This window comes from Streptomyces sp. NPDC051364 (genome assembly GCF_040682115.1).
Taxonomy (GTDB): domain Bacteria; phylum Actinomycetota; class Actinomycetes; order Streptomycetales; family Streptomycetaceae; genus Streptomyces.
The window spans coordinates 166,020-187,727 of the sequence record NZ_JBFBAH010000008.1; the positions used below are offsets into that span (position 1 = coordinate 166,020).

Annotated in this window: 2 protein-coding genes; both read left to right on the forward strand. The window is 72.7% G+C overall.

Annotated features, from left to right (window positions below):
• Positions 1-10 precede the first annotated feature (10 nt).
• Entirely contained in the window at positions 11-10,765 is a 10,755-nt protein-coding gene (locus tag AB0M76_RS19585) for a type I polyketide synthase (protein ID WP_365954025.1), read from the forward strand.
• 36 nt (positions 10,766-10,801) lie between these two features.
• Positions 10,802-21,655, forward strand: a complete 10,854-nt coding sequence (locus AB0M76_RS19590; RefSeq protein ID WP_365954026.1) for an SDR family NAD(P)-dependent oxidoreductase — start codon at positions 10,802-10,804, stop codon at positions 21,653-21,655.
• Positions 21,656-21,708: the final 53 nt, after the last annotated feature.

Consider the following 21,708-nt stretch of genomic DNA (forward strand, 5'->3'; position numbering starts at 1 on the left):
GAGGATGGATATGTCGGCGCCCGACCAGCAGGTCGTCGAGGCACTGCGTGCCTCGCTGAAGGAGAACGCCCGGCTTCAGCAGGAGAACAGCACACTCGTCGCGGCAGCCGCGGAGCCCATCGCGATCGTGTCCATGGCCTGCCGGTACGCCGGCGGGATCCGCGGGCCGGAGGACTTCTGGCGGGTCGTGTCCGAGGGCGCCGACGTGTACAGCACGTTCCCCGAGGACCGCGGCTGGGACGTGGAGGGCCTCTACCACCCGGACCCCGACAACCCCGGTACGACGTACGTGCGGGAAGGCGCCTTCCTGCACGACGCGGCGCAGTTCGACGCCGGGTTCTTCGGCATCTCGCCGCGTGAGGCCCTGGCGATGGACCCCCAGCAGCGACAGCTGCTCGAGGTGTCCTGGGAGACCTTCGAGCGGGCCGGCATCGACCCCCACTCGGTGCGCGGCAGCGACATCGGGGTGTTCGCCGGAATCGTGCACCAGGACTACGCGCCTGACCTCAGCGGCTTCGAGGGGTACCTCAGCCTGGAGCGCGCCCTGGGCACGGCGGGCGGCGTCGCCTCCGGGCGGGTCGCCTACACCCTCGGGCTCGAGGGCCCCGCGGTGACGGTCGACACCATGTGCTCCTCCTCGCTGGTCGCGATCCACCTCGCCGCACAGGCGCTGCGCCGGGGCGAGTGCTCCATGGCGCTCGCGGGCGGCTCGACGGTCATGGCGACGCCGGGCGGGTTCGTCGGCTTCGCGCGTCAGCGCGCACTCGCCTTCGACGGGCGCTGCAAGTCCTACGCCGCCGGCGCCGACGGCTCCGGCTGGGCCGAGGGCGTGGGCGTGGTGCTGCTGGAGCGGCTCTCGGTGGCGCAGGAGCGCGGGCACCGGGTACTGGCCGTGATCCGCGGCAGCGCCGTGAACCAGGACGGTGCGTCCAACGGCCTGACCGCGCCGAACGGTCCGTCGCAGCAGCGGGTGATCCGCAAGGCGCTCGACAGCGCAGGGCTCTCCCCGTCCGACGTGGACGCGGTGGAGGGCCACGGCACGGGCACGGTGCTGGGCGACCCGATCGAGGCGCAGGCACTGCTGGCCACCTACGGCCAGGGCCGCGACCCGGAACAGCCGCTGTGGCTCGGCTCGGTCAAGTCCGTCATCGGTCACACGCAGGCGGCGTCCGGAGTCGCCGCCGTGATCAACATGGTCCAGGCGCTGCGGCACCGCACGCTCCCGGCCACCCTGCACGTGGACGCGCCCACCCCCCAGGTGGACTGGTCCGCGGGTGCGGTCGAGCTGCTGACCGAGGCGCGGGAGTGGCCGCAGAACGGCCACCCGCGCCGCGCCGGCGTCTCCGCCTTCGGGGCCAGTGGCACGAACGCGCACATGATCCTGGAGGAGGCGCCGCAGGAGGCTGCGGAGCCCGTCGCGGAAGAGGCCCGGCCTGCCGGTGCGGTGCCGCTGGTGGTGTCGGCGGGCACTGCCGGCTCGCTGGCGGCCCAGGCGGGGCAGCTCGCGGAATTCCTCGAGGGCGCCGACGAGGTGCCGCTGGCGGACGTGGCCCGAGCACTGGTGTCGGGCCGCGCGGCGCTGGGCGAGCGCGCCGTGGTGGTAGCGGGCTCGGACGAGGAGGCGCTGGCCGGTCTGCAGGCGCTGGCGCGCGGTGAGAGCGCGCCCGGTCTGGTGACCGGTTCGGGTGCGCCGGGCAAGGTCGTGTGGGTGTTCCCGGGCCAGGGCTCCCAGTGGGTGGGCATGGGCCGGGAACTGCTCGACTCCTCGCCGGTGTTCGCGGAGCGGATCGCGGAGTGCGCGGCCGCGCTGGAGCGGTGGGTGGACTGGTCGCTGCTGGACGTGCTGCGCGGCGAGGCAGACCCCGAGCTCCTGCAGCGGGTCGATGTGCTGCAGCCGGCGAGCTTCGCCGTGATGGTGGGCCTGGCGGCGGTCTGGGCGTCGGTGGGCGTGGAGCCCGACGCAGTGCTCGGCCACTCGCAGGGTGAGATCGCCGCGGCTTGCGTCGCGGGTGCGCTCTCACTGGAGGACGCGGCGCGCGTCGTGGCGCTGCGCAGCCAGGCCATCGCCAAGGACCTGGCAGGGCGTGGCGGTATGGCTTCGGTCGCGCTGAGCGTGGAAGAGGCCGTTGCCCGTCTGGAGCCGTGGGCGGACCGCGTCGAGGTGGCCGCGGTCAACGGGCCGTCCTCCGTGGTGATCGCCGGTGACGCCGAGGCGCTGGACGAAGCGCTGGACGCGCTCGACGACCAGGGCGTCCGGATACGCCGGGTGGCCGTGGACTACGCGTCCCACACCCGGCACGTGGAGGCCATCCGCGACACCCTCGCCGAAGCGCTGGCCGGTGTCACCGCGCAGGCCCCGACGGTGCCGTTCTACTCCACCGTGACCGGTGGTTGGGTGGCGGACGCCGGCGTCCTCGACGGCGGGTACTGGTACCGGAACCTGCGCGGCCAGGTGGGCTTCGGCCCGGCCGTCGCCGAGCTGCTGGCGCAGGGCCACGGGGTGTTCGTGGAGGTCAGTGCCCACCCGGTGCTGGTCCAGCCGATCACCGAGACCATCGACAAGAGCGACACCGACACCGATGTGGTGGTGACCGGCTCGCTGCGGCGCGAGGACGGTGGCCTGCGACGGCTGTTCGCCTCGATGGCCGAGCTGTTCGTCCACGGTGTGGCCCTCGACTGGGCCGAGGTTCTGCCCGCCGGAACGACGTCCGCCCGCATCGACCTCCCGACGTACGCCTTCGACCACCAGCACTACTGGATCCAGATGGCCGGGTCGGCCACGGACGCGGCGTCCCTGGGGCTGACCGGGGCCGATCACCCGCTGCTGGGCGCGGTGGTGCAGCTGCCGCAGTCCGACGGGCTGGTCTTCACCTCGCGGCTCTCGCTGCGGACGCACCCCTGGCTGGCCGGTCACGCGATCGGCGGCGTGGTGATCATCCCCGGCACGATGTACGTCGACCTCGCGGTGCGGGCCGGCGACGAGTTCGGCTACGGCGTCCTGGAAGAACTCGTGATCGAGTCACCGCTGGTGCTCCCCGAGCGGGGCGGCGTGCGGCTGCAGGTCGCGGTCGGCGGACCGGGCGAGACCGGCTCGCGCACGGTGGACGTGTACTCCCAGCGCGAGGACGCCGTCGGCGAGGGCGGCGCGAACGAATGGACGCGACACGCCACCGGACTCCTGGCGGCGGCGTCGGCGAAACGGGGAACGGAAAAGGAATACGACTTCGCCGCGTGGCCGCCCCCGGGCGCCGAGCCGGTCGAGGTCGGGAACTTCTACACCGACCTGCTCGAGCGCGGCTACGCGTACGGCCCGGCGTTCCAGGGCCTGCGGGCGGTGTGGCGGCGCGGTGACGAGGTCTTCGCCGAGGCCGTCCTGCCCGATGAACAGCGCGAGGAAGCCGGCAAGTTCGGCATGCACCCGGCGCTGCTGGACGCCGCCCTGCACACGAACGCCTTCGCCAATCCGGACGACGACCGCCAAGTGCTGCCGTTCGCGTGGAACGGGCTGGTGCTGCATGCCGTGGGTGCCTCGGCGCTGCGGGTGAGGGTCGCCCCGTGCGGGCCGGACGCGCTGTCGTTCCAGGCCGCCGACGAGACCGGCGACATGGTCCTGACGATGGACTCGCTGGTGTCCCTGCCCGTGTCCACCGACCAGTTGGGCGCCGCGGCAGGCGATGAGAGCCGCGACTCGCTGTTCGGGGTGGAGTGGACCGAGCTGTCTGCGGCTCAGGGTGGGGAGCCGGCGCCGTCGTGGGTGCCCGTGGCCACCGCTGACGACGTGGTGGCTCTGGCCGGAAGCGCCGGCGTCCCGGCCGTGGCGGTCCTGCAGGCGGTGGCCGGCGCCGACGGCGAGGACGCGGTACTGGAGACGGCCTCCCGGGTGCTGGAGGTCGTCCAGGCCTGGCTGGCCGGGACCGGGCTGGAGGAGTCGCGCCTGGTCGTGGTGACCCGGGGCGCCGTCCCCGCCGGCGACGGTACGGTGAGCGACCCGGCCGGATCGGCCGTGTGGGGTCTGGTGCGTGCCGCGCAGGCCGAGAACCCCGACCGGATCATCCTGATCGACACCGACCCGGCCTCCGGTGACGGAGCGGGTTCCGTCCTGGGCGCGGTGCTGGCCGGCGGGGAGCCGCAGGTCGCGGTGCGCGGAACGGTCCTCTCCGTCCCCCGGCTCGTCCGGGCCGGCGGTGAGGTTCCGGACGAGCCCGCGGTGTTCGGGGCCGAAGGGACCGTCCTGGTCACCGGTGGCACCGGAGCCTTGGGCGGTCTGGTGGCCCGGCACCTGGTCTCCCGGCACGGGGTGCGGCATCTGCTGCTGGCCGGCCGTCGGGGTCCGGCCGCCGAGGGTGTGGAGGAGCTGGTCGCCGAGCTCACCGAGCTGGGTGCCGCGGTGTCGGTGGCGGCTTGTGACGTGTCCGATCGCGGCCAGGTCGAGGCGTTGCTGGCGTCGGTGCCGGCCGAGCACCGGCTGACCGGTGTGGTGCACATGGCCGGTGTGCTGGACGACGGCGTGATCGCGACGCTGACCCCGGAGCGGCTCGCGACGGTGTTCGCGCCGAAGGTGGACGCGGTCCGTCACCTCGACGAGCTGACCCGAGGCCTGGACCTCGATGCCTTCATCGTGTTCTCGTCCGCCGCCTCGCTCATGGGGTCCGCCGGCCAGGGCAACTACGCGGCAGCGAACGCCTTCCTCGACGGCCTGATGGCCGGCCGCCGGGCGGCGGGCCTGCCCGCACTGTCGCTGGCCTGGGGCCTGTGGGAGCAGAGCAACGGCCTGACCGCTCACCTCAGCGCCGTCGACCAGGCCCGTATGAGCCGTGGCGGCGTACTGGCGATGACGCCGGCCGAAGGCCTGCACATCTTCGACGTCGGCCTGCACGCGGACCAGCCGCTGCTGGTGCCGATCAAGCTGGACCTGAAGACCATGCGAAGCCAGGCCGCAGCCGGCGGGGGAGTCCCGCATCTGCTGCGCGGCCTGGTCCGCGCGAGTCGGCGCGTGGCGCGGGCGGCTGCCGGGGACAGCAGCGGACTGGTCCGCCGGCTCGCCGGACTGTCGCCGGCCGAGCAGGAGAGCATCCTGCTGACCGTCGTCCAGGCCGAGTCGGGCAACGTACTCGGTTTCAGCGGCCCCGAACTGGCGCAGGGCACCCGGGGGTTCAGCGACATCGGGTTCGACTCGCTGACCGCGGTCGAGCTGCGGAACCGGCTGAGCGCGGCGACCGGCGTGAAGCTGCCGGCCACGCTGATCTTCGACTACCCCACCCCGGTCGCCCTCGCCCGTCACCTGCGCGAGGAGCTCGGTGACGCGGCGGCCGGCACCCCTGCCTCGGCTGCGGCCGTCGTCGCGGATCCGGACGAGCCGATCGCGATCGTCGGGATGGCGTGCCGCCTGCCGGGCGGTGTGGCGGATCCCGATGGCCTCTGGCAGCTGGTGTCCGAGGGCCGTGAGGGCATGTCGTCCTTCCCCGACGACCGCGGCTGGGACCTGGACGGTCTGTCCGACCCTGACCCCGACCGTACGGACACCTCGTCCGCCGGCCAGGGCGGATTCCTGCACGAGGCCGCGCAGTTCGACGCCGCGTTCTTCGGCATCTCGCCGAACGAGGCGCTGGCGATGGACCCGCAGCAGCGGCTGCTGCTGGAGGCCTCCTGGGAGGCGCTGGAGCGGGCGGGCATCGACCCGAGCACGGCACAGGGCAGCAACATCGGCGTCTTCTCCGGCGTCTCCATCCATGACTACGTCGAGTCGCTGACGAACATGCCCGCGGAGCTCGAGGGCTTCGTCACGACTGCCACGGCGGGCAGTGTGGCCTCGGGCCGGGTGTCGTACGCCTTCGGCTTCGAGGGTCCGGCGGTCACCGTGGACACGGCGTGTTCGTCGTCCCTGGTGGCGATGCACCTTGCGGCGCAGGCGCTGCGGCAGGGCGAGTGCTCGATGGCGCTCGCCGGCGGTGTCGCCGTGATGGGATCGCCGATCGGAATCCTCGGCATGTCGCGCCAGCGGGGCGTGGCCGCCGACGGCCGGTGCAAGGCGTACGCGGACGGCGCGGACGGCACGGTGCTGTCCGAGGGCGTCGGTCTGGTGGTGCTGGAGCGTTTGTCGGTGGCGCGTGAGCGTGGTCACCGGGTGCTGGCGGTGCTGCGCGGTAGTGCGGTCAACCAGGACGGTGCTTCCAACGGTCTGACCGCGCCGAACGGTCCCTCGCAGCAGCGGGTGATCCGCAAGGCCCTGGCCAGCGCCGGACTTTCCACGTCCGACGTGGACGTGGTCGAGGGCCACGGCACGGGCACGGCCCTGGGTGACCCGATCGAGGCGCAGGCGCTCCTGGCGACGTACGGGCGGGACCGGGACCCGGAGCAGCCGCTGTGGCTGGGTTCCCTGAAGTCGAACATCGGTCACACGCAGGCGGCTGCCGGTGTGGCCGGCGTGATCAAGATGGTGCAGGCGCTGCGGCACGGCGTCATGCCGCCCACGCTGCACGTGCACGAGCCTTCACGTCAGGTGGACTGGTCTGCGGGTGCCATCGAGCTGCTGACGGAGGCGCGGGAGTGGCCGCGCAACGGCCATCCGCGTCGGGTCGGTGTCTCCTCGTTCGGCATCAGCGGGACGAATGCGCACCTGATCCTGGAGGAGGCGCCCCCGGAGACGGCTGAGACCGTTGCGGAAGCGCCGGCGCCTGCCGGTGCGGTGCCGTTCGTGGTGTCGGCGCGGAGTGCCGGTGCGCTGGCCGGTCAGGCCGGGCGGCTGGCGGCGTTCGTCGAGGGCGCCGATGAGGTGTCCCCGGCGGACGTGGCCGGAGCGCTGGTGTCGGGCCGTACGGTCTTCGGTGAGCGTGCGGTGGTTGTCGCCGACTCGGGCAAGGAAGCACTGGTCGGGCTGCAGGCGCTGGCGCGCGGCGAGAGTGCGGCCGGTGTGGTGTCCGGGAGTGCGACTGCTTCGGGCAAGGTCGTGTGGGTGTTCCCCGGCCAGGGCTCGCAGTGGGCGGGCATGGGCCGTGAACTCCTCGACTCCTCGCCGGTCTTCGCCGAGCGGATCGCGGAGTGCGCTGCCGTGCTCGAGCCGTGGATCGACTGGTCGCTGATCGATGTACTGCGCGGCGAGGCCGACCCCGAGCTCATGGAGCGGGTCGACGTCCTGCAGCCGGCCAGCTTCGCCGTGATGGTGGGCCTGGCGGCGGTCTGGGAGTCGGTCGGGGTCAAGCCCGACGCGGTGCTCGGCCACTCCCAGGGTGAGATCGCCGCCGCCTGTGTGGCAGGTGCGCTCTCGCTGGAGGATGCCGCGCGTGTGGTGACACTGCGCAGCCAGACGATTGCCAAGGAGCTGGCGGGGCTCGGCGGCATGGCTTCCGTCGCGCTGAGCGCGGACGCAGCGGTTGCGTGGCTGGAGCCGTGGGCCGACCGTGTGGAGGTCGCCGCGGTCAACGGGCCGTCGTCCGTGGTGATCGCCGGTGATGCCGGGGCTCTGGACGAGGTGCTGGAGGCGCTGTCCGCTGACGGTGTCCGGGTGCGTCGGGTCGCGGTGGATTACGCGTCGCACACCCGGCACGTGGAGGCCATCCGCGACACGCTCGCCGAAACCCTGGCCGGGATCGACGCCCAGGCCCCGACGGTGCCGTTCTACTCCAGCGTCGCCGGCGGCTGGGTTGCGGACGCCGGCGTCCTGGACGGCGATTACTGGTACCGGAACCTGCGCGGCCAGGTGGGCTTCGGTCCCGCCGTGGCCGATCTGCTCGGTCAGGGCCACGCGGTGTTCGTGGAGGTCAGCGCCCACCCGGTGCTGGTCCAGCCGGTCAGCGAGATCGTCGACGGCACGGATACCGATGCGGTCGTGACCGGCTCGCTGCGCCGCGAGGACGGCGGCCTGCGACGGCTGCTGGCCTCGATGGCCGAGCTGTTCGTACGGGGCGTGGCCGTCGACTGGAGCGGCGTGCTCCCGCAGACGGCGCCCTCCCGGCGCGTGGACCTGCCGACCTATGCCTTCGACCACCGGCACTACTGGCTCCAGACGGCCGGGTCGGCCACGGACGCTGCGTCGCTGGGCCAGACGACGGCCGATCACCCGCTGCTGGGCGCGGTGGTGCAGCTGCCGCAGTCCGACGGGCTCGTCTTCACTTCGCGGCTGTCGCTGAAGTCGCACCCCTGGCTGGCCGATCACACGATCGGTGGCGTGGTGCTCCTTCCGGGCACCGGGCTGGTGGAGCTCGCGGTGCGGGCCGGCGACGAGGCCGGCTGCGGGGTCCTGGACGAACTCCTCATCGAGGCACCGCTGGTGGTGCCCGAGCACGGCGGAGTCCGCGTACAGGTCGCCGTCGGCGGACCGGGTGAGAACGCATCGCGGACCGTGGAGATCTACTCCCAGCGCGAGGACGCTGCCGGTGAGGGCCTGTGGACGCGGCACGCCACCGGTGTGCTGTCGGCATCGGCTCGGACGGGCGGCAGTGGCACCGGGTTCGACTTCGCCGTCTGGCCGCCGGCCGGCGCGCAGCCGGTCGAGGTCGGGGACTTCTACTCCGGCCTGGTCGAGCGTGGTCATGGCTACGGTCCGGCGTTCCAGGGCGTACGGGCGGTGTGGCGACGCGGCGAGGAACTCTTCGCCGAGGTGGCCCTGCCCGAGGACCAGCGCAAGGACGCCGGCAGGTTCGGCATCCACCCCGCGCTGCTGGACGCGGCCCTGCACGCAGGGACGTCCGACGCCGCGGCGTCGGACGGACAGCTGCAGCCGCTCGACTGGAACGGTCTGGAGCTGCACGCCGCGGGTGCCTCGGCACTGCGGGTACGGCTGACGCCCCTCGGCCCGGATGCGCTGGCGGTCGAGGCTGCCGACGAGACCGGCGGCCTGGTCCTGACGCTGGACTCGCTGGTGTCCCGGCCGGTCTCCGCCGAGCAGTGGGAGACCGCGGGGAGCACGGCGCGCACCGACTCGCTGTTCCAGGTGGAGTGGACCGAGCTGCCCCAGGCTCAGGGGGCCGGGCTCGCTCCCTCGTGGCTGCCGGTGGCAGATGCCGACGATGTGGCGGCTCTCGCCGGGAGCGCAGATGCCCCGGCGGTGGCGGTTCTCGAGGCTGTCGGTGGTGTCGGCGAGGGCGCGGTGCTGGCTTTGACCTCCCGGGTGCTGGAGGTCGTACAGGCGTGGCTGGCCGGGTCCGGGCTGGAGGAGTCGCGGCTGGTGGTCGTGACCCGGGGCGCGGTTCCCGCCGGCGACGGCGCGGTGACCGACCCGGCCGGGTCGGCGGTATGGGGCATGGTGCGTGCCGCCCAAGGCGAGAACCCCGACCGGATCGTCCTCCTGGACACCGACCCCGCTGCCGAAGGCGCCGCGGAGCTGGTGCTGGGTGCGGTGCTGGCCGGCGGGGAGCCGCAGGTCGCGGTCCGTGGCACGGTCCTCTCCGCCCCCCGGCTCGTCCGGGCCGGCGGTGAGGCCCCGGATGTTCCGGCGGTGTTCGGGCCGGAGGGGACGGTCCTGGTCACGGGTGGTACCGGGTCGTTGGGTGGCCTGGTGGCCCGGCATCTGGTCTCCCGGCGCGGGGTGCGTCAGCTGCTGCTGGCCAGCCGTCGAGGTCCGGACGCCGAAGGCGTGCAGGAGCTGGTCGCCGAACTCACCGAGCAGGGCGCTGCGGTCTCGGTGGTGGCCTGTGACGTGTCCGACCGTGGCCAGGTCGAGGCGTTGCTGGCGTCGGTGCCGGCCGAGCACCGGCTGACCGGTGTCGTGCACACCGCCGGTGTGCTGGATGCCGGGGTGATCGAAACGGTGACCCCGGAGCGGCTGGCGCGGGTGTTCGCGCCGAAGGTGGACGCGGTGCGGCACCTGGATGAGCTGACGCGAGGCCTGGACCTCGACGCGTTCATCGTCTACTCCTCCGTCTCGGCCGTCTTCATGGGTGCGGGCAGTGGCAGTTACGCGGCGGCGAACGCCTACCTGGACGGGCTGATGGCCAACCGCAGGGCCGCAGGTGTGCCGGGTCTGTCGCTGGCCTGGGGCCTGTGGGACCAGACCTCCGGCATGGCGGCCAACACCGACGACCTCACCAGGAACCGGATGAACCGGCGCGGTGGTCTGCAGGCGATGCCGCCGGAAGAGGGTATGGAGCTGTTCGAAGCCGCTCTGGGGTCCGTACAGGCGCTGCTGGTGCCGGCCAAGTTGGACCTGCGGGGTGTCCGCGCCGACGCGGCCGCCGGTGGCGGCGTACCGCACATGCTGCGCAGCCTGGTCCGGGTGGGCCGGCAGCAGGCGCAGGCGGCGGAGACCGCCGACGAGGGCCGGAAGCTGTACGACCGGCTGGCCGCACTGACCGCCGCCGACCAGACGAAGGTCCTCCTGGACCTGGTGCGGACTCAGGTGGCCGCCGTGCTCGGACATGCCGGGCCGGAGAGCGTGCGGACGGACATGGCGTTCAAGGATGCCGGCTTCGATTCGCTCACGTCGGTGGAATTGCGCAACCGGCTGCGTGAGGCGACCGGTCTGAAGCTTCCGGCCACGCTGGTCTTCGACTATCCGGCTCCGCAGGTCCTCGCCCGCCACCTGCACCAGGAATTGCTGCCGGACAACGACGCAATTGAGATGGAAGTGGATGAGGGGCGACTGCGGAACGCACTCGCATCTCTGCCGCTGGCCCGGTTCCGGGAAGCAGGATTGATGGAAGCCCTGGTCAAGCTGGTCGCCCGTGGCGATGGCGCACCGGAAATCGGCGGGATCGACAACGCCGACGAGGAGAGGGCGATCGCTGAGCTGGACGTCGACGATCTCGTGCAACTGGCGCTCGGCGAATAACAACCTTCGGAACCGCTGAATGATTGGGGCAATTAAGTGAGTGCGTCGTATGAAAAGGTCGTCCAGGCGCTGAGGAAGTCGCTGGAAGAGGTCGGCTCGCTGAAGAAGCAGAACCGCCAACTCCTCGACGCTTCCCGTGAGCCGATCGCCATCGTGGGCATGGCCTGCCGTCTGCCCGGTGGCGTTGCGGGGCCGGAGGACCTGTGGCAGATGGTGTCCGACGGCCGGGACGCGGTCTCCGGGTTCCCCGAGGACCGGGGCTGGGATCTGGAGGGCCTGTTCGACCCGGACCCCGAGCGTGCGGGTACCTCGTACACGGATCAGGGTGGGTTCCTGCACGAGGCGGGTCTCTTCGACGCGGGGTTCTTCGGGATTTCGCCGCGTGAGGCGCTGGCGATGGACCCGCAGCAGCGGCTGCTGCTGGAGGCCTCGTGGGAGGCGCTGGAGCGGGCGGGTATCGACCCGGTCTCGCTGAAGGGCACCGACGTCGGGGTGTTCTCCGGGGTGTTCGGCCAGGGCTACGTCGCGCCGGGAGCCAGTGTGGTGACGCCCGAGCTCGAGGGGTTCGCGGGCACGGGCGGCTCGACGAGTGTGGCGTCGGGCCGGGTGTCCTACGTGCTCGGTTTCGAGGGTCCGGCGGTTTCGGTGGACACCGCGTGCTCGTCGTCGCTGGTCGCGATGCACCTGGCCGCGCAGGCGCTGCGCCAGGGCGAGTGCTCGATGGCGCTGGCCGGCGGCGCGACGGTGCTGGCGTCGCCCGGCGTCTTTGCGGAGTTCTCCCGTCAGCGTGGCCTGGCCGCCGACGGCCGGTGCAAGGCATTCGCCGATGGCGCGGACGGCACGGGCTGGGCCGAGGGCGTCGGTGTGGTGGTGCTGGAGCGGCTGTCGGTGGCACGTGAGCGCGGGCACCGGGTGCTGGCGGTGCTGCGCGGCAGCGCCGTCAACCAGGACGGCGCTTCCAACGGCCTGACCGCGCCGAACGGTCCCTCCCAGCAGCGGGTGATCCGCGGAGCGCTGGCGAGCGCCGGGCTGGTGGCGGCGGATGTGGACGTGGTGGAGGGTCACGGGACCGGTACGGCCCTGGGTGACCCGATCGAGGCGCAGGCGCTGCTGGCGACGTACGGCCAGGGCCGTGACGCGGAACAGCCGCTGTGGCTCGGCTCGTTGAAGTCGAACATCGGTCACGCGCAGGCTGCTGCCGGTGTGGCCGGTGTGATCAAGATGGTGCAGGCGCTGCGGCACGGCGTGATGCCTCCCACGCTGCACGTGGATGCGCCCACGACTGAGGTCGACTGGTCTGCGGGTGCGGTGGAGCTGCTGACCGAGGCCCGGGAGTGGCCGCAGAACGGCCGGCCGCGCCGGGCCGGTGTGTCCGCGTTCGGTGTCAGTGGCACGAACGCCCACCTGATCCTGGAGGAGGCGCCGCAGGAGGAGGCGGAGCAGGACTCCGGCGAGGCGCTCCCCACTGGTGCGGTGCCGCTGGTGGTGTCGGCGCGGACCCCCGGTGCGCTTTCGGCTCAGGCCGGGCGGCTGGCGGCCTTCGTCGAGGGCGCCGATGGGGTGGCGACGGCGGACGTGGCCGGGGCGCTGGTGTCGGGCCGCGCGGTGCTGGGCGAGCGTGCGGTGGTCGTGGCCGACTCTGCCGACGAGGCGCTGGCCGGTCTGCAGGCGCTGGCGCGCGGCGAGAACGCGGCCGGTGTGGTGTCCGGGAGCGCGACTGCTTCGGGCAAGGTCGTGTGGGTCTTCCCCGGCCAGGGCTCCCAGTGGGCGGGCATGGGCCGTGAACTCCTCGACTCCTCACCGGCCTTCGCCGAGCGGATCACGGAGTGCGCTGCCGCTCTGGAGCCTTGGGTGGACTGGTCGCTGATCGACGTGCTGCGCGGCGAGACCGATCCCGAGCTCATGGAGCGGGTCGACGTCCTGCAGCCGGCCAGCTTCGCCGTGATGATCGGTCTGGCGGCGGTCTGGGCGTCCGTGGGCGTGGAGCCCGATGCGGTGCTCGGCCACTCCCAGGGTGAGATAGCCGCCGCGTGTGTGGCGGGTGCGCTGTCGCTGGAGGATGCGGCACGCGTGGTGGCGCTGCGCAGCCAGGCCATCGCCAAGGACCTGGCCGGCCGTGGCGGTATGGCGTCGGTGGCGCTGAACGTGGACGAGGCGGTTGCCCGTCTGGTGCCGTGGGCGGACCGGGTCGAGGTGGCCGCGGTCAACGGCCCGTCCTCCGTGGTGGTCGCCGGGGACGCCGAGGCCCTGGACGAGGCACTGGAAGCGCTGTCCGCCGACGGCGTTCGGGTGCGTCGGGTCGCGGTGGACTACGCCTCGCACACCCGGCACGTGGAGGACATCCGCGAGGCGCTCGCCGAAGCGCTGGCCGAGGTGAGTGCTCTGGCGCCGACGGTGCCGTTCTACTCGACCGTCACCGGCGGTTGGGTGGCGGACGCCGACGTCCTGGACGGCGCGTACTGGTACCGGAACCTGCGCGGCCAGGTGGGCTTCGGCCCGGCCGTGGCCGAGCTGCTCGACCAGGGCCACGGGGTGTTCGTCGAGGTCAGCGCCCACCCGGTGCTGGTCCAGCCGATCACCGAGGCCGTCGATGCCGGCCACGCCGATGTGGTGGTGACGGGTTCGCTGCGGCGCGAGGACGGTGGCCTGCGACGGCTGTTCGCCTCGATGGCCGAGCTGTTCGTCCGCGGTGTGGCCGTGGACTGGAGCGGTGTCCTGCCCGCCGACGCCAAGTCCGCACACGTGGACCTGCCGACGTACGCCTTCGAGCACCAGCACTACTGGCTCGAGGCGGTCGGGGGCGCCACGGATGCGGCCTCGCTGGGCCAGACGACGGCCGATCACCCGCTGCTGGGTGCGGTGGTGCGCCTGCCGCAGTCGGACGGGCTCGTCTTCACCTCGCGGCTGTCGCTGAAGTCGCACGCCTGGCTGGCCGATCACGCGGTGTGCGGTGTGGTGATCGTCCCGGGCACCGGGCTGGTGGAGCTGGCTGTTCGGGCCGGTGACGAGGCCGGGTGCGGGGTGCTGGAAGAGCTGGTGATCGAGGCGCCGCTGGTGGTGCCCGAGCAGGGCGGAGTCCGCGTGCAGGTCGCGGTCGGCGGACCGGGTGAGAACGGTTCGCGGACTGTGGAGGTGTACTCCCAGCGCGAGGACGCCGCCGGCGACGGTGGCGCGGACGTGTGGACGCGGCACGCCACCGGACTCCTGTCGGCGTCGCCGGCGGCCCATGGGACGGGGTTCGACTTCGCCGCCTGGCCGCCGCGGGGTGCGCAGCCGGTCGAGGTCGGGAACTTCTACACCGACCTGCTCGAGCGCGGTTACGCGTACGGTCCGGCGTTCCAGGGCCTGCGGACGGTGTGGCGGCGCGGCGAGGAGGTCTTCGCCGAGGTTGCCCTGCCCGAGGAGCAGAGCAAGGACGCCGGCAAGTTCGGCATCCACCCGGCGCTGCTCGATGCGGCCCTGCAGGCCGGGACGGTCGGCGCAGCGGCGGGCACGGCACAGGAGGAAGAAGCCGGGGAACCGGTGCTCGCGTTCGCGTGGAACGGGCTGGCGCTGCATGCCGCGGGTGCCTCGACACTGCGGGTACGTGTGGCGCCGAGCGGCCCGGATGCGCTGACGTTCCAGGCTGCCGACGAGACCGGCGGCTTGGTCCTGACGCTGGACTCGCTGGTGTCCCGGCCGGTCTCCGCCGAGCAGTTGGGCGGCGCGGCGGACGCTGCGGTCGCCAACTCGCTGTTCCAGGTGGAGTGGAGCGCGCTGCCCGAGGTTCAGGCCGAGCCCTCGCTGTCGTGGGCGCCGGTGGCCACCGCTGATGAGGTGACGTCGCTGGCCGAAGGCATGGCTGCGGTCCCCGGAGTATCGCTGGTGGCGGTCCTGGAAGCTGTGGGCGATGAGGACGGCGGCGAGGACGCGGTCCTGGCGTTGACCTCACGTGTGCTGGGGGTCTTGCAGGCGTGGCTGGCCGGCGCCGGGCTGGAGGAGTCGCAGCTGGTGGTGGCGACTCGGGGTGCGGTGCCCGCCGGTGACGGCGCGGTGACCGATCCCGCGGGCGCCGCGGTGTGGGGTCTGGTGCGGGCTGCCCAGACGGAAAGCCCCGATCGGATCGTCCTGGTGGACATCGATCCCGCTGCCGAAGGCGGCACGGATTCGGTGATGGACACGGTGCTGGACTCGGTGCTGGCCTGCGGCGAGCCGCAGGTCGCGGTGCGCGGAACCACCCTCTCCGTGCCCCGGCTCGCCCGTACCACCGGTCACGTTCCGGACGTTCCGGCGGTCTTCGGGCCGGAGGGAACCGTCCTGGTCTCGGGTGCCGGGTCCTTGGGTGGTCTGGTGGCCCGGCATCTGGTCTCCCGGCACGGGGTGCGGCATCTGGTGCTGGCCAGCCGTCGCGGCCCGGACGCCGACGGAGTGCAGGAACTGGTTGCCGAGCTGACCGAGCAGGGCGCTGCGGTCTCGGTGGTGGCCTGTGACGTGTCCGACCGTGGCCAGGTCGAGGCCCTGCTGGCATCGGTGCCGGCCGAGCACCCCCTCACCGGTGTGGTGCACACCGCGGGCGTGTTCGACGACGGGTTGATCGGGGCGCTGACCCCGGAGCGGCTGGCGGGGGTGTTCGCGCCGAAGGTGGACGCGGTGCGTCACCTCGACGAACTGACCCGGGGCCTGGACCTCGACGCATTCGTCGTCTTCTCGTCTGTCGCGGGCCTGTCCGGAGGCGCCGGCCAGGGCAACTACTCGGCGGCGAACGCTTTCCTGGACGGGTTGATGAACAACCGCCGGGCGGTGGGCCTGCCGGGCCTGTCGCTGGCCTGGGGCCTGTGGGACCAGACCCTCGGCATGGCCACGCACCTCAGCACCGTCGACCAGGCGCGTGCCAGCCGTAGCGGTGTGCTCGCGATTTCGGCGGCGGAGGGCATGGAGCTCTTCGATGCCGGTCTGGTGTCCGGGCAGGCGCTCCTGGTGCCGGTCAAGCTTGACCTGCGCGGGGTGCGCGCCGACGCGGCCGCCGGTCGTGGGGTGCCGAACCTGCTGCGCGGCCTGGTCCGCGCGGGCCGACAGCAGGCGAGCGCGGGGGGCGCCGCCGACGAGGGGCGCCAGCTCTCCGACCGGCTGGCCGGACTCACCGCGGCGGAGCAGGAGGCCCTGCTCCTCGAGCTGGTGCGTACCCAGGCGGCGGTTGTGCTCGGGCACACCGGGCCGGGCGGCGTCCGCGCGGAGACGGCGTTCAAGGACGCCGGGTTCGACTCCCTGACCTCGGTCGAGCTGCGTAACCGGGTGCGTGAGGCGACCGGTCTGAAGCTTCCCGCGACGCTGGTCTTCGACTACCCGACCCCGCTGGCCCTCGCCCGCTACCTGCGCGAGGAGTTCGGTGACGTGGCGCCGGCGCCGGTGGAACCGACGGTCGTGGCGGCCGATTCGGGTGAGCCGCTCGCGATCGTGGGTATGGCGTGCCGCCTGCCGGGCGGCGTGGCGGGTCCCGAGGACCTGTGGCGCATGGTGTGTGAGGGCCGGGACGCGGTGTCGTCCTTCCCCGACGACCGCGGCTGGGACCTGGAGGGTCTGTTCGACCTGGATCCCGACCATGCGGGTACGTCGTACACCGACCAGGGTGGCTTCCTGCAGGGGGCGGGCCAGTTCGACGCGGGGTTCTTCGGGATTTCGCCGCGTGAGGCGCTGGCGATGGACCCGCAGCAGCGGCTGCTGCTGGAGACTTCCTGGGAGGCGCTGGAAGGGGCCGGCATCGACCCGGTCTCGCTGAAGGGCACCGACGTCGGTGTGTTCTCCGGCGTGTCCAGCCAGGGCTACGGGACCGGCGTCGTCGCGCCGGAGGTGGAAGGTTTCGCGGGCACGGGGCTGGCGCCGAGTGTGGCGTCGGGCCGGGTGTCCTACGTGTTCGGCTTCGAAGGCCCGGCGGTTTCGGTGGACACCGCGTGCTCGTCGTCGCTGGTGGCGATGCACCTGGCCGCGCAGGCGCTGCGGCAGGGCGAGTGCTCGATGGCGCTGGCCGGCGGTGCGATGGTCATGTCGACGCCCGGTGCGTTCATGGCCTTCTCCCGGCAGCGTGGCCTGGCCACCGACGGCCGGTGCAAGGCGTTCGCGGACGGTGCGGACGGCATGGGGCTGTCCGAGGGTGTCGGTGTGGTGCTGCTCGAGCGCCTGTCGGTGGCGCGTGAGCGCGGACACCGGGTTCTCGCGGTGCTGCGTGCCAGTGCGGTGAACCAAGACGGTGCTTCCAACGGCCTGACCGCGCCGAGTGGTCCGTCGCAGCAGCGGGTGATCCGCAAGGCTCTGGCCAGCGCCGGACTTTCCACGTCCGACGTGGACATCGTGGAGGGGCACGGCACGGGTACGGCCCTGGGTGACCCGATCGAGGCGCAGGCACTGCTGGCGACGTACGGGAAGGGCCGGGATCCGGAGCAGCCGCTGTGGCTGGGTTCCCTGAAGTCGAACATCGGTCATGCGCAGGCAGCTGCCGGTGTGGCCAGTGTGATCAAGATGGTGCAGGCGCTGCGGCACGGCGTCATGCCCCCCACGCTGCATGCTCAGAAGCCCACGACCGAAGTGGACTGGACGGCGGGTGCGGTCGAGCTGTTGACCGAGGCCCGGGAGTGGCCGCAGAACGGTCACCCGCGCCGGGCCGGTGTGTCCTCGTTCGGTGTCAGCGGCACGAACGCCCACCTGATCCTGGAGGAAGCACCCGCTGAAGAGGCTGGGACCGTCGCGGAAGCGCCGGCGCCTGCCGGTGCGGTGCCGTTCGTGGTGTCGGCGCGGAGTGCCGGTTCGCTTGCGGGTCAGGCCGGGCGGCTGGCGGGGTTCGTCGAGGGCGCCGATGGGGTGTCGCCGGCGGACGTGGCCGGAGCGCTGGTGTCGGGCCGTACGGTCTTCGGTGAGCGCGCGGTGGTTGTCGCCGACTCGGGCAAGGAAGCACTGGCCGGGCTGCAGGCGCTGGCGCGCGGCGAGAACGCGGCCGGTGTGGTGTCCGGGAGTGCGACTGCTTCGGGCAAGGTCGTGTGGGTGTTCCCCGGCCAGGGCTCGCAGTGGGCGGGCATGGGCCGGGAACTCCTCGACTCCTCGCCGGTCTTCGCCGAGCGGATCGCGGAGTGCGCGGCTGCGCTGAAGCCGTGGATCGACTGGTCGCTGATCGACGTACTGCGCGGCGAGGCCGACCCCGAGCTCATCGAGCGGGTCGACGTACTCCAGCCGGCGAGCTTCGCCGTGATGGTGGGCCTGGCCGCGGTGTGGGCGTCCGTGGGCGTGGAGCCCGACGCGGTGCTCGGCCACTCCCAGGGTGAGATCGCGGCCGCGTGTGTGGCGGGTGCGCTGTCGCTGGAGGATGCGGCACGCGTGGTGGCCTTGCGCAGCCAGGCGATTGCCGAGGACCTGGCCGGCCGTGGCGGTATGGCGTCGGTGGCGCTGAGCGCGGACGAGGCGGTCGCCCGTCTGGTGCCGTGGGCGGACCGGGTCGAGGTGGCCGCGGTCAACGGCCCGTCGTCGGTGGTGATCGCCGGTGACGCCGAGGCGCTGGACGAGGCGCTGGAAGCGCTGTCCGCCGACGGCATCCGGGTGCGTCGGGTCGCGGTGGACTACGCCTCGCACACCCGGCACGTGGAAGACCTTCGCGACACCCTCGCCGAGACGCTGGCCGGGATCGGCGCGAAGGCCCCGACGGTGCCGTTCTACTCCACCGTGACCGGCGGTTGGGTGGCGGACGCCGATGTCCTGGATGGCGCGTACTGGTACCGGAACCTGCGCGGCCAGGTGGGCTTCGGCCCGGCCGTGGCGGATCTGCTCGGTCAGGGCCACGGGGTGTTCGTGGAGGTCAGCGCCCACCCGGTGCTGGTCCAGCCGGTCAGCGAGACCATCGACAACACCGACACCGACACCGATGTGGTGGTGACCGGCTCGCTGCGCCGCGAGGACGGTGGCCTGCGACGGCTGCTGGCCTCGATGGCCGAGCTGTTCGTACGCGGTGTGGCCGTGGACTGGGCCAAGGTCCTGCCCGCCGGAGCGGTGTCTGCACGCATCGACCTGCCGACATACGCCTTCGACCACGAGCACTACTGGCTGCACCTGGCCGAGGCGGCCACCGATGCGGCTTCGCTGGGCCAGGCGGCAGCCGATCACCCGCTGCTGGGTGCGGTCGTGCGGCTGCCGCAGTCGGACGGTCTGGTCTTCACCTCGCGGCTGTCGCTGAAGTCGCACCCCTGGCTGGCCGATCACAGGGTCGGCGGTGTGGTGCTCCTCCCGGGCACCGGGCTGGTGGAACTCGCGGTACGAGCCGGTGACGAGGCCGGGTGCGGGCTGCTGGAAGAACTCGTGACCGAGGCCCCGTTGGTGGTGCCCGAGCAGGGCGGCGTGCGCGTGCAGGTCGCCGTCGGCGGACCGGGCGAGACCGGTTCGCGCACGGTGAACGTGTACTCCCAGCGCGAGGACGCCGTCGGCGAGGGTGGCGTGGACGTGTGGACGCGACACGCCACCGGTCTCCTGGCGGCATCGCCGGCGACACAGGGAGCGGCGCAGGAGTTCGACTTCGCCGCTTGGCCGCCTCCCGGCGCGCAGCAGGTGGACATCAGCGGTGGCTACGACCTGCTCGCGCAGGTGGGGTATGCGTACGGCCCGGCGTTCCAGGGCATGCGGGCCGTGTGGCGGCGCGGCGAGGAACTCTTCGCCGAGGTTGCCCTGCCCGAGGACCAGCGCAAGGAAGCCGGCAAGTTCGGCCTCCACCCCGCGCTGCTGGACGCGGCCCTGCAGGCCGGGATGTTCAGCGCCGCAGCGAGCACGGCCACGGAGGAATCCGCGGAACCGGTGATGCCGTTCGCGTGGAACGGGCTGGCGCTGCACGCCGCCGGTGCCTCGGCACTGCGGATACGCGTGGCGCCGAACGGTCCCGACGCGCTGTCGGTCAAGGCTGCAGACGAGACCGGTGGCCCGGTCGTGACGTTGGACTCGCTGGTTCTGCGGCCGGTGTCCGTCGAGCAGTTGGGCGCGGCTGCGGACACCGCGGCCGCCAACTCGCTCTTCGAGGTGGAGTGGTCCGAGCTGCCCCAGGCCCAGGGGGCCGAGCTGTCGCCGTCGTGGGTGCCGGTGGCCACCGCTGACGAGGTGGCGGCCCTGTCCGGCGGTGCGGGGGTCCCGGCCGCGGCCGTCCTGGAAGCCGTCGGCGGCGCCGGCGAGGACGCGGTGCTGGCTCTGACCTCCCGGGTGCTGGAGGTCGTACAGGCGTGGCTGGCCGACGCCGGGCTGGAGGAGTCGCGCCTGGTGGTTCTGACGCGTGGCGCGGTTCCCGCCGGCGACGGCGCGGTGACCGACCCGGCCGGGTCGGCGGTGTGGGGCCTGGTGCGTGCCGCCCAGGCCGAGAACCCCGACCGGATCGTCCTGCTGGACACCGACCCCGCTGCCGAAGGCGGCACGGATTCGGCGCTGGACTCCGTGCTGGGTTCGGTGCTGGCCTGCGGTGAGCCGCAGATCGCGATGCGCGCAACGATTCTCTCCGTACCCCGACTCGTCCGGGTCACCGGCGAGATCCCGGATGCTCCCGCGGTGTTCGGGCCGGACGGGACCGTCCTGGTGTCCGGCGCCGGGTCGTTGGGCGCGCTGGCGGCCCGGCACCTGGTCACCCGGCTCGGCGTGCGGCACCTGCTGCTGGCCAGCCGTCGCGGTCCGGAGGCCGAAGGTGTGCAGGAGCTGGTCGCCGAGCTCACCGAGCTGGGTGCGGCGGTCTCGGCGGTCGCCTGCGACGTGTCCGACCGCGGCCAGGTCGAGGCACTTCTGGCATCGGTTCCGGCCGAGCACCGGCTGTCCGGTGTGGTGCACACCGCAGGCGTTTTCGATCCCGGCGTGGTCGGGGCGCTGACCCCGGAGCGGCTGGCCGGGGTCTTCGCGCCGAAGGTGGACGCGGTCCGTCACCTCGACGAACTGACCCGCGGAATGGACCTCGACGCCTTCATCGTCTACTCCTCCGCATCGTCCATCTTTATGGGAGCTGGTAGTGGTGGCTACGCAGCGGCCAATGCTTTCCTGGACGGGTTGATGGCCTGCCGCCGGGCGGCGGGCCTGCCGGGTCTGTCGCTGGCCTGGGGCCCGTGGGAGCAGGCCACAGGTCTGGGCGACAGCATCGACGACCTCACCCTGACTCAGATGAGCCGGCGTGAGGGACGTGGGGGAGTCATGGCGCTCAAGTCCGCCGAGGGTATGGAGCTGTTCGGTGCGGCCGTGAGGTCCGGACAGGCACTGCTGGTGCCGGTCAAACTGGACCTGCGGGGTGTGCGTGCCGACGCCGCGACCGGTGTCGGGGTGCCGCACCTGTTGCGCGGCCTGGTACCGGCAGGCCGGCAACTGGCGAACGCCGGGGCCACCGGTAACGAGGGTCGGCAGCTGTCCGACCGGCTGGTCGGACTCACCGCGGCGGAGCAGGAGGCCCTGCTTCTCGACCTGGTGCGTGCTCAGGCCGCGGTCGTGCTCGGGCATTCCGACTCCGGCAGTGTCCGTGCGGAGATGGCGTTCAAGGAAGCCGGTTTCGACTCGCTGACGTCGGTGGAACTGCGTAACCGGGTGCGTGAGGCGACCGGTCTGAAGCTTCCGGCGACGCTGGTCTTCGACTACCCGACCCCGCTGGCCCTCGCCCGCCACCTGCGCGAGGAGTGCGCCGTCGACGAGGCCTCCGCCGCCGATCCGGTGCTGGCCGGTCTCGCCGGTCTGGAGGCGTCCATCGAGGCCGCGGCTTCCGATGACGAGGCCCGCGACCGGATCACCGTACGCCTGCGGGAGCTGCTGAAGGCAGCCGAGTCGGCGGGCGGTCCCGATGCGGCGACGGGAACTGCGGACACGTCCAACGAGGATCTCGAAACCGCTGACGACGAGGAGCTGTTCGCGATCTTCGACCGGCTTGACTGAGCCGGACCTCGTACGGCCGGGCCCGGGTGGGCCCGGCCGTACTCACCCCACAC

Coding starts and splice junctions, on each gene's coding strand:
- AB0M76_RS19585 (WP_365954025.1), top strand. CDS start 11: ATGTCGGCGCCCGACCAGCAGGTCGTCGAGGCACTGCGTGCCTCGCTG.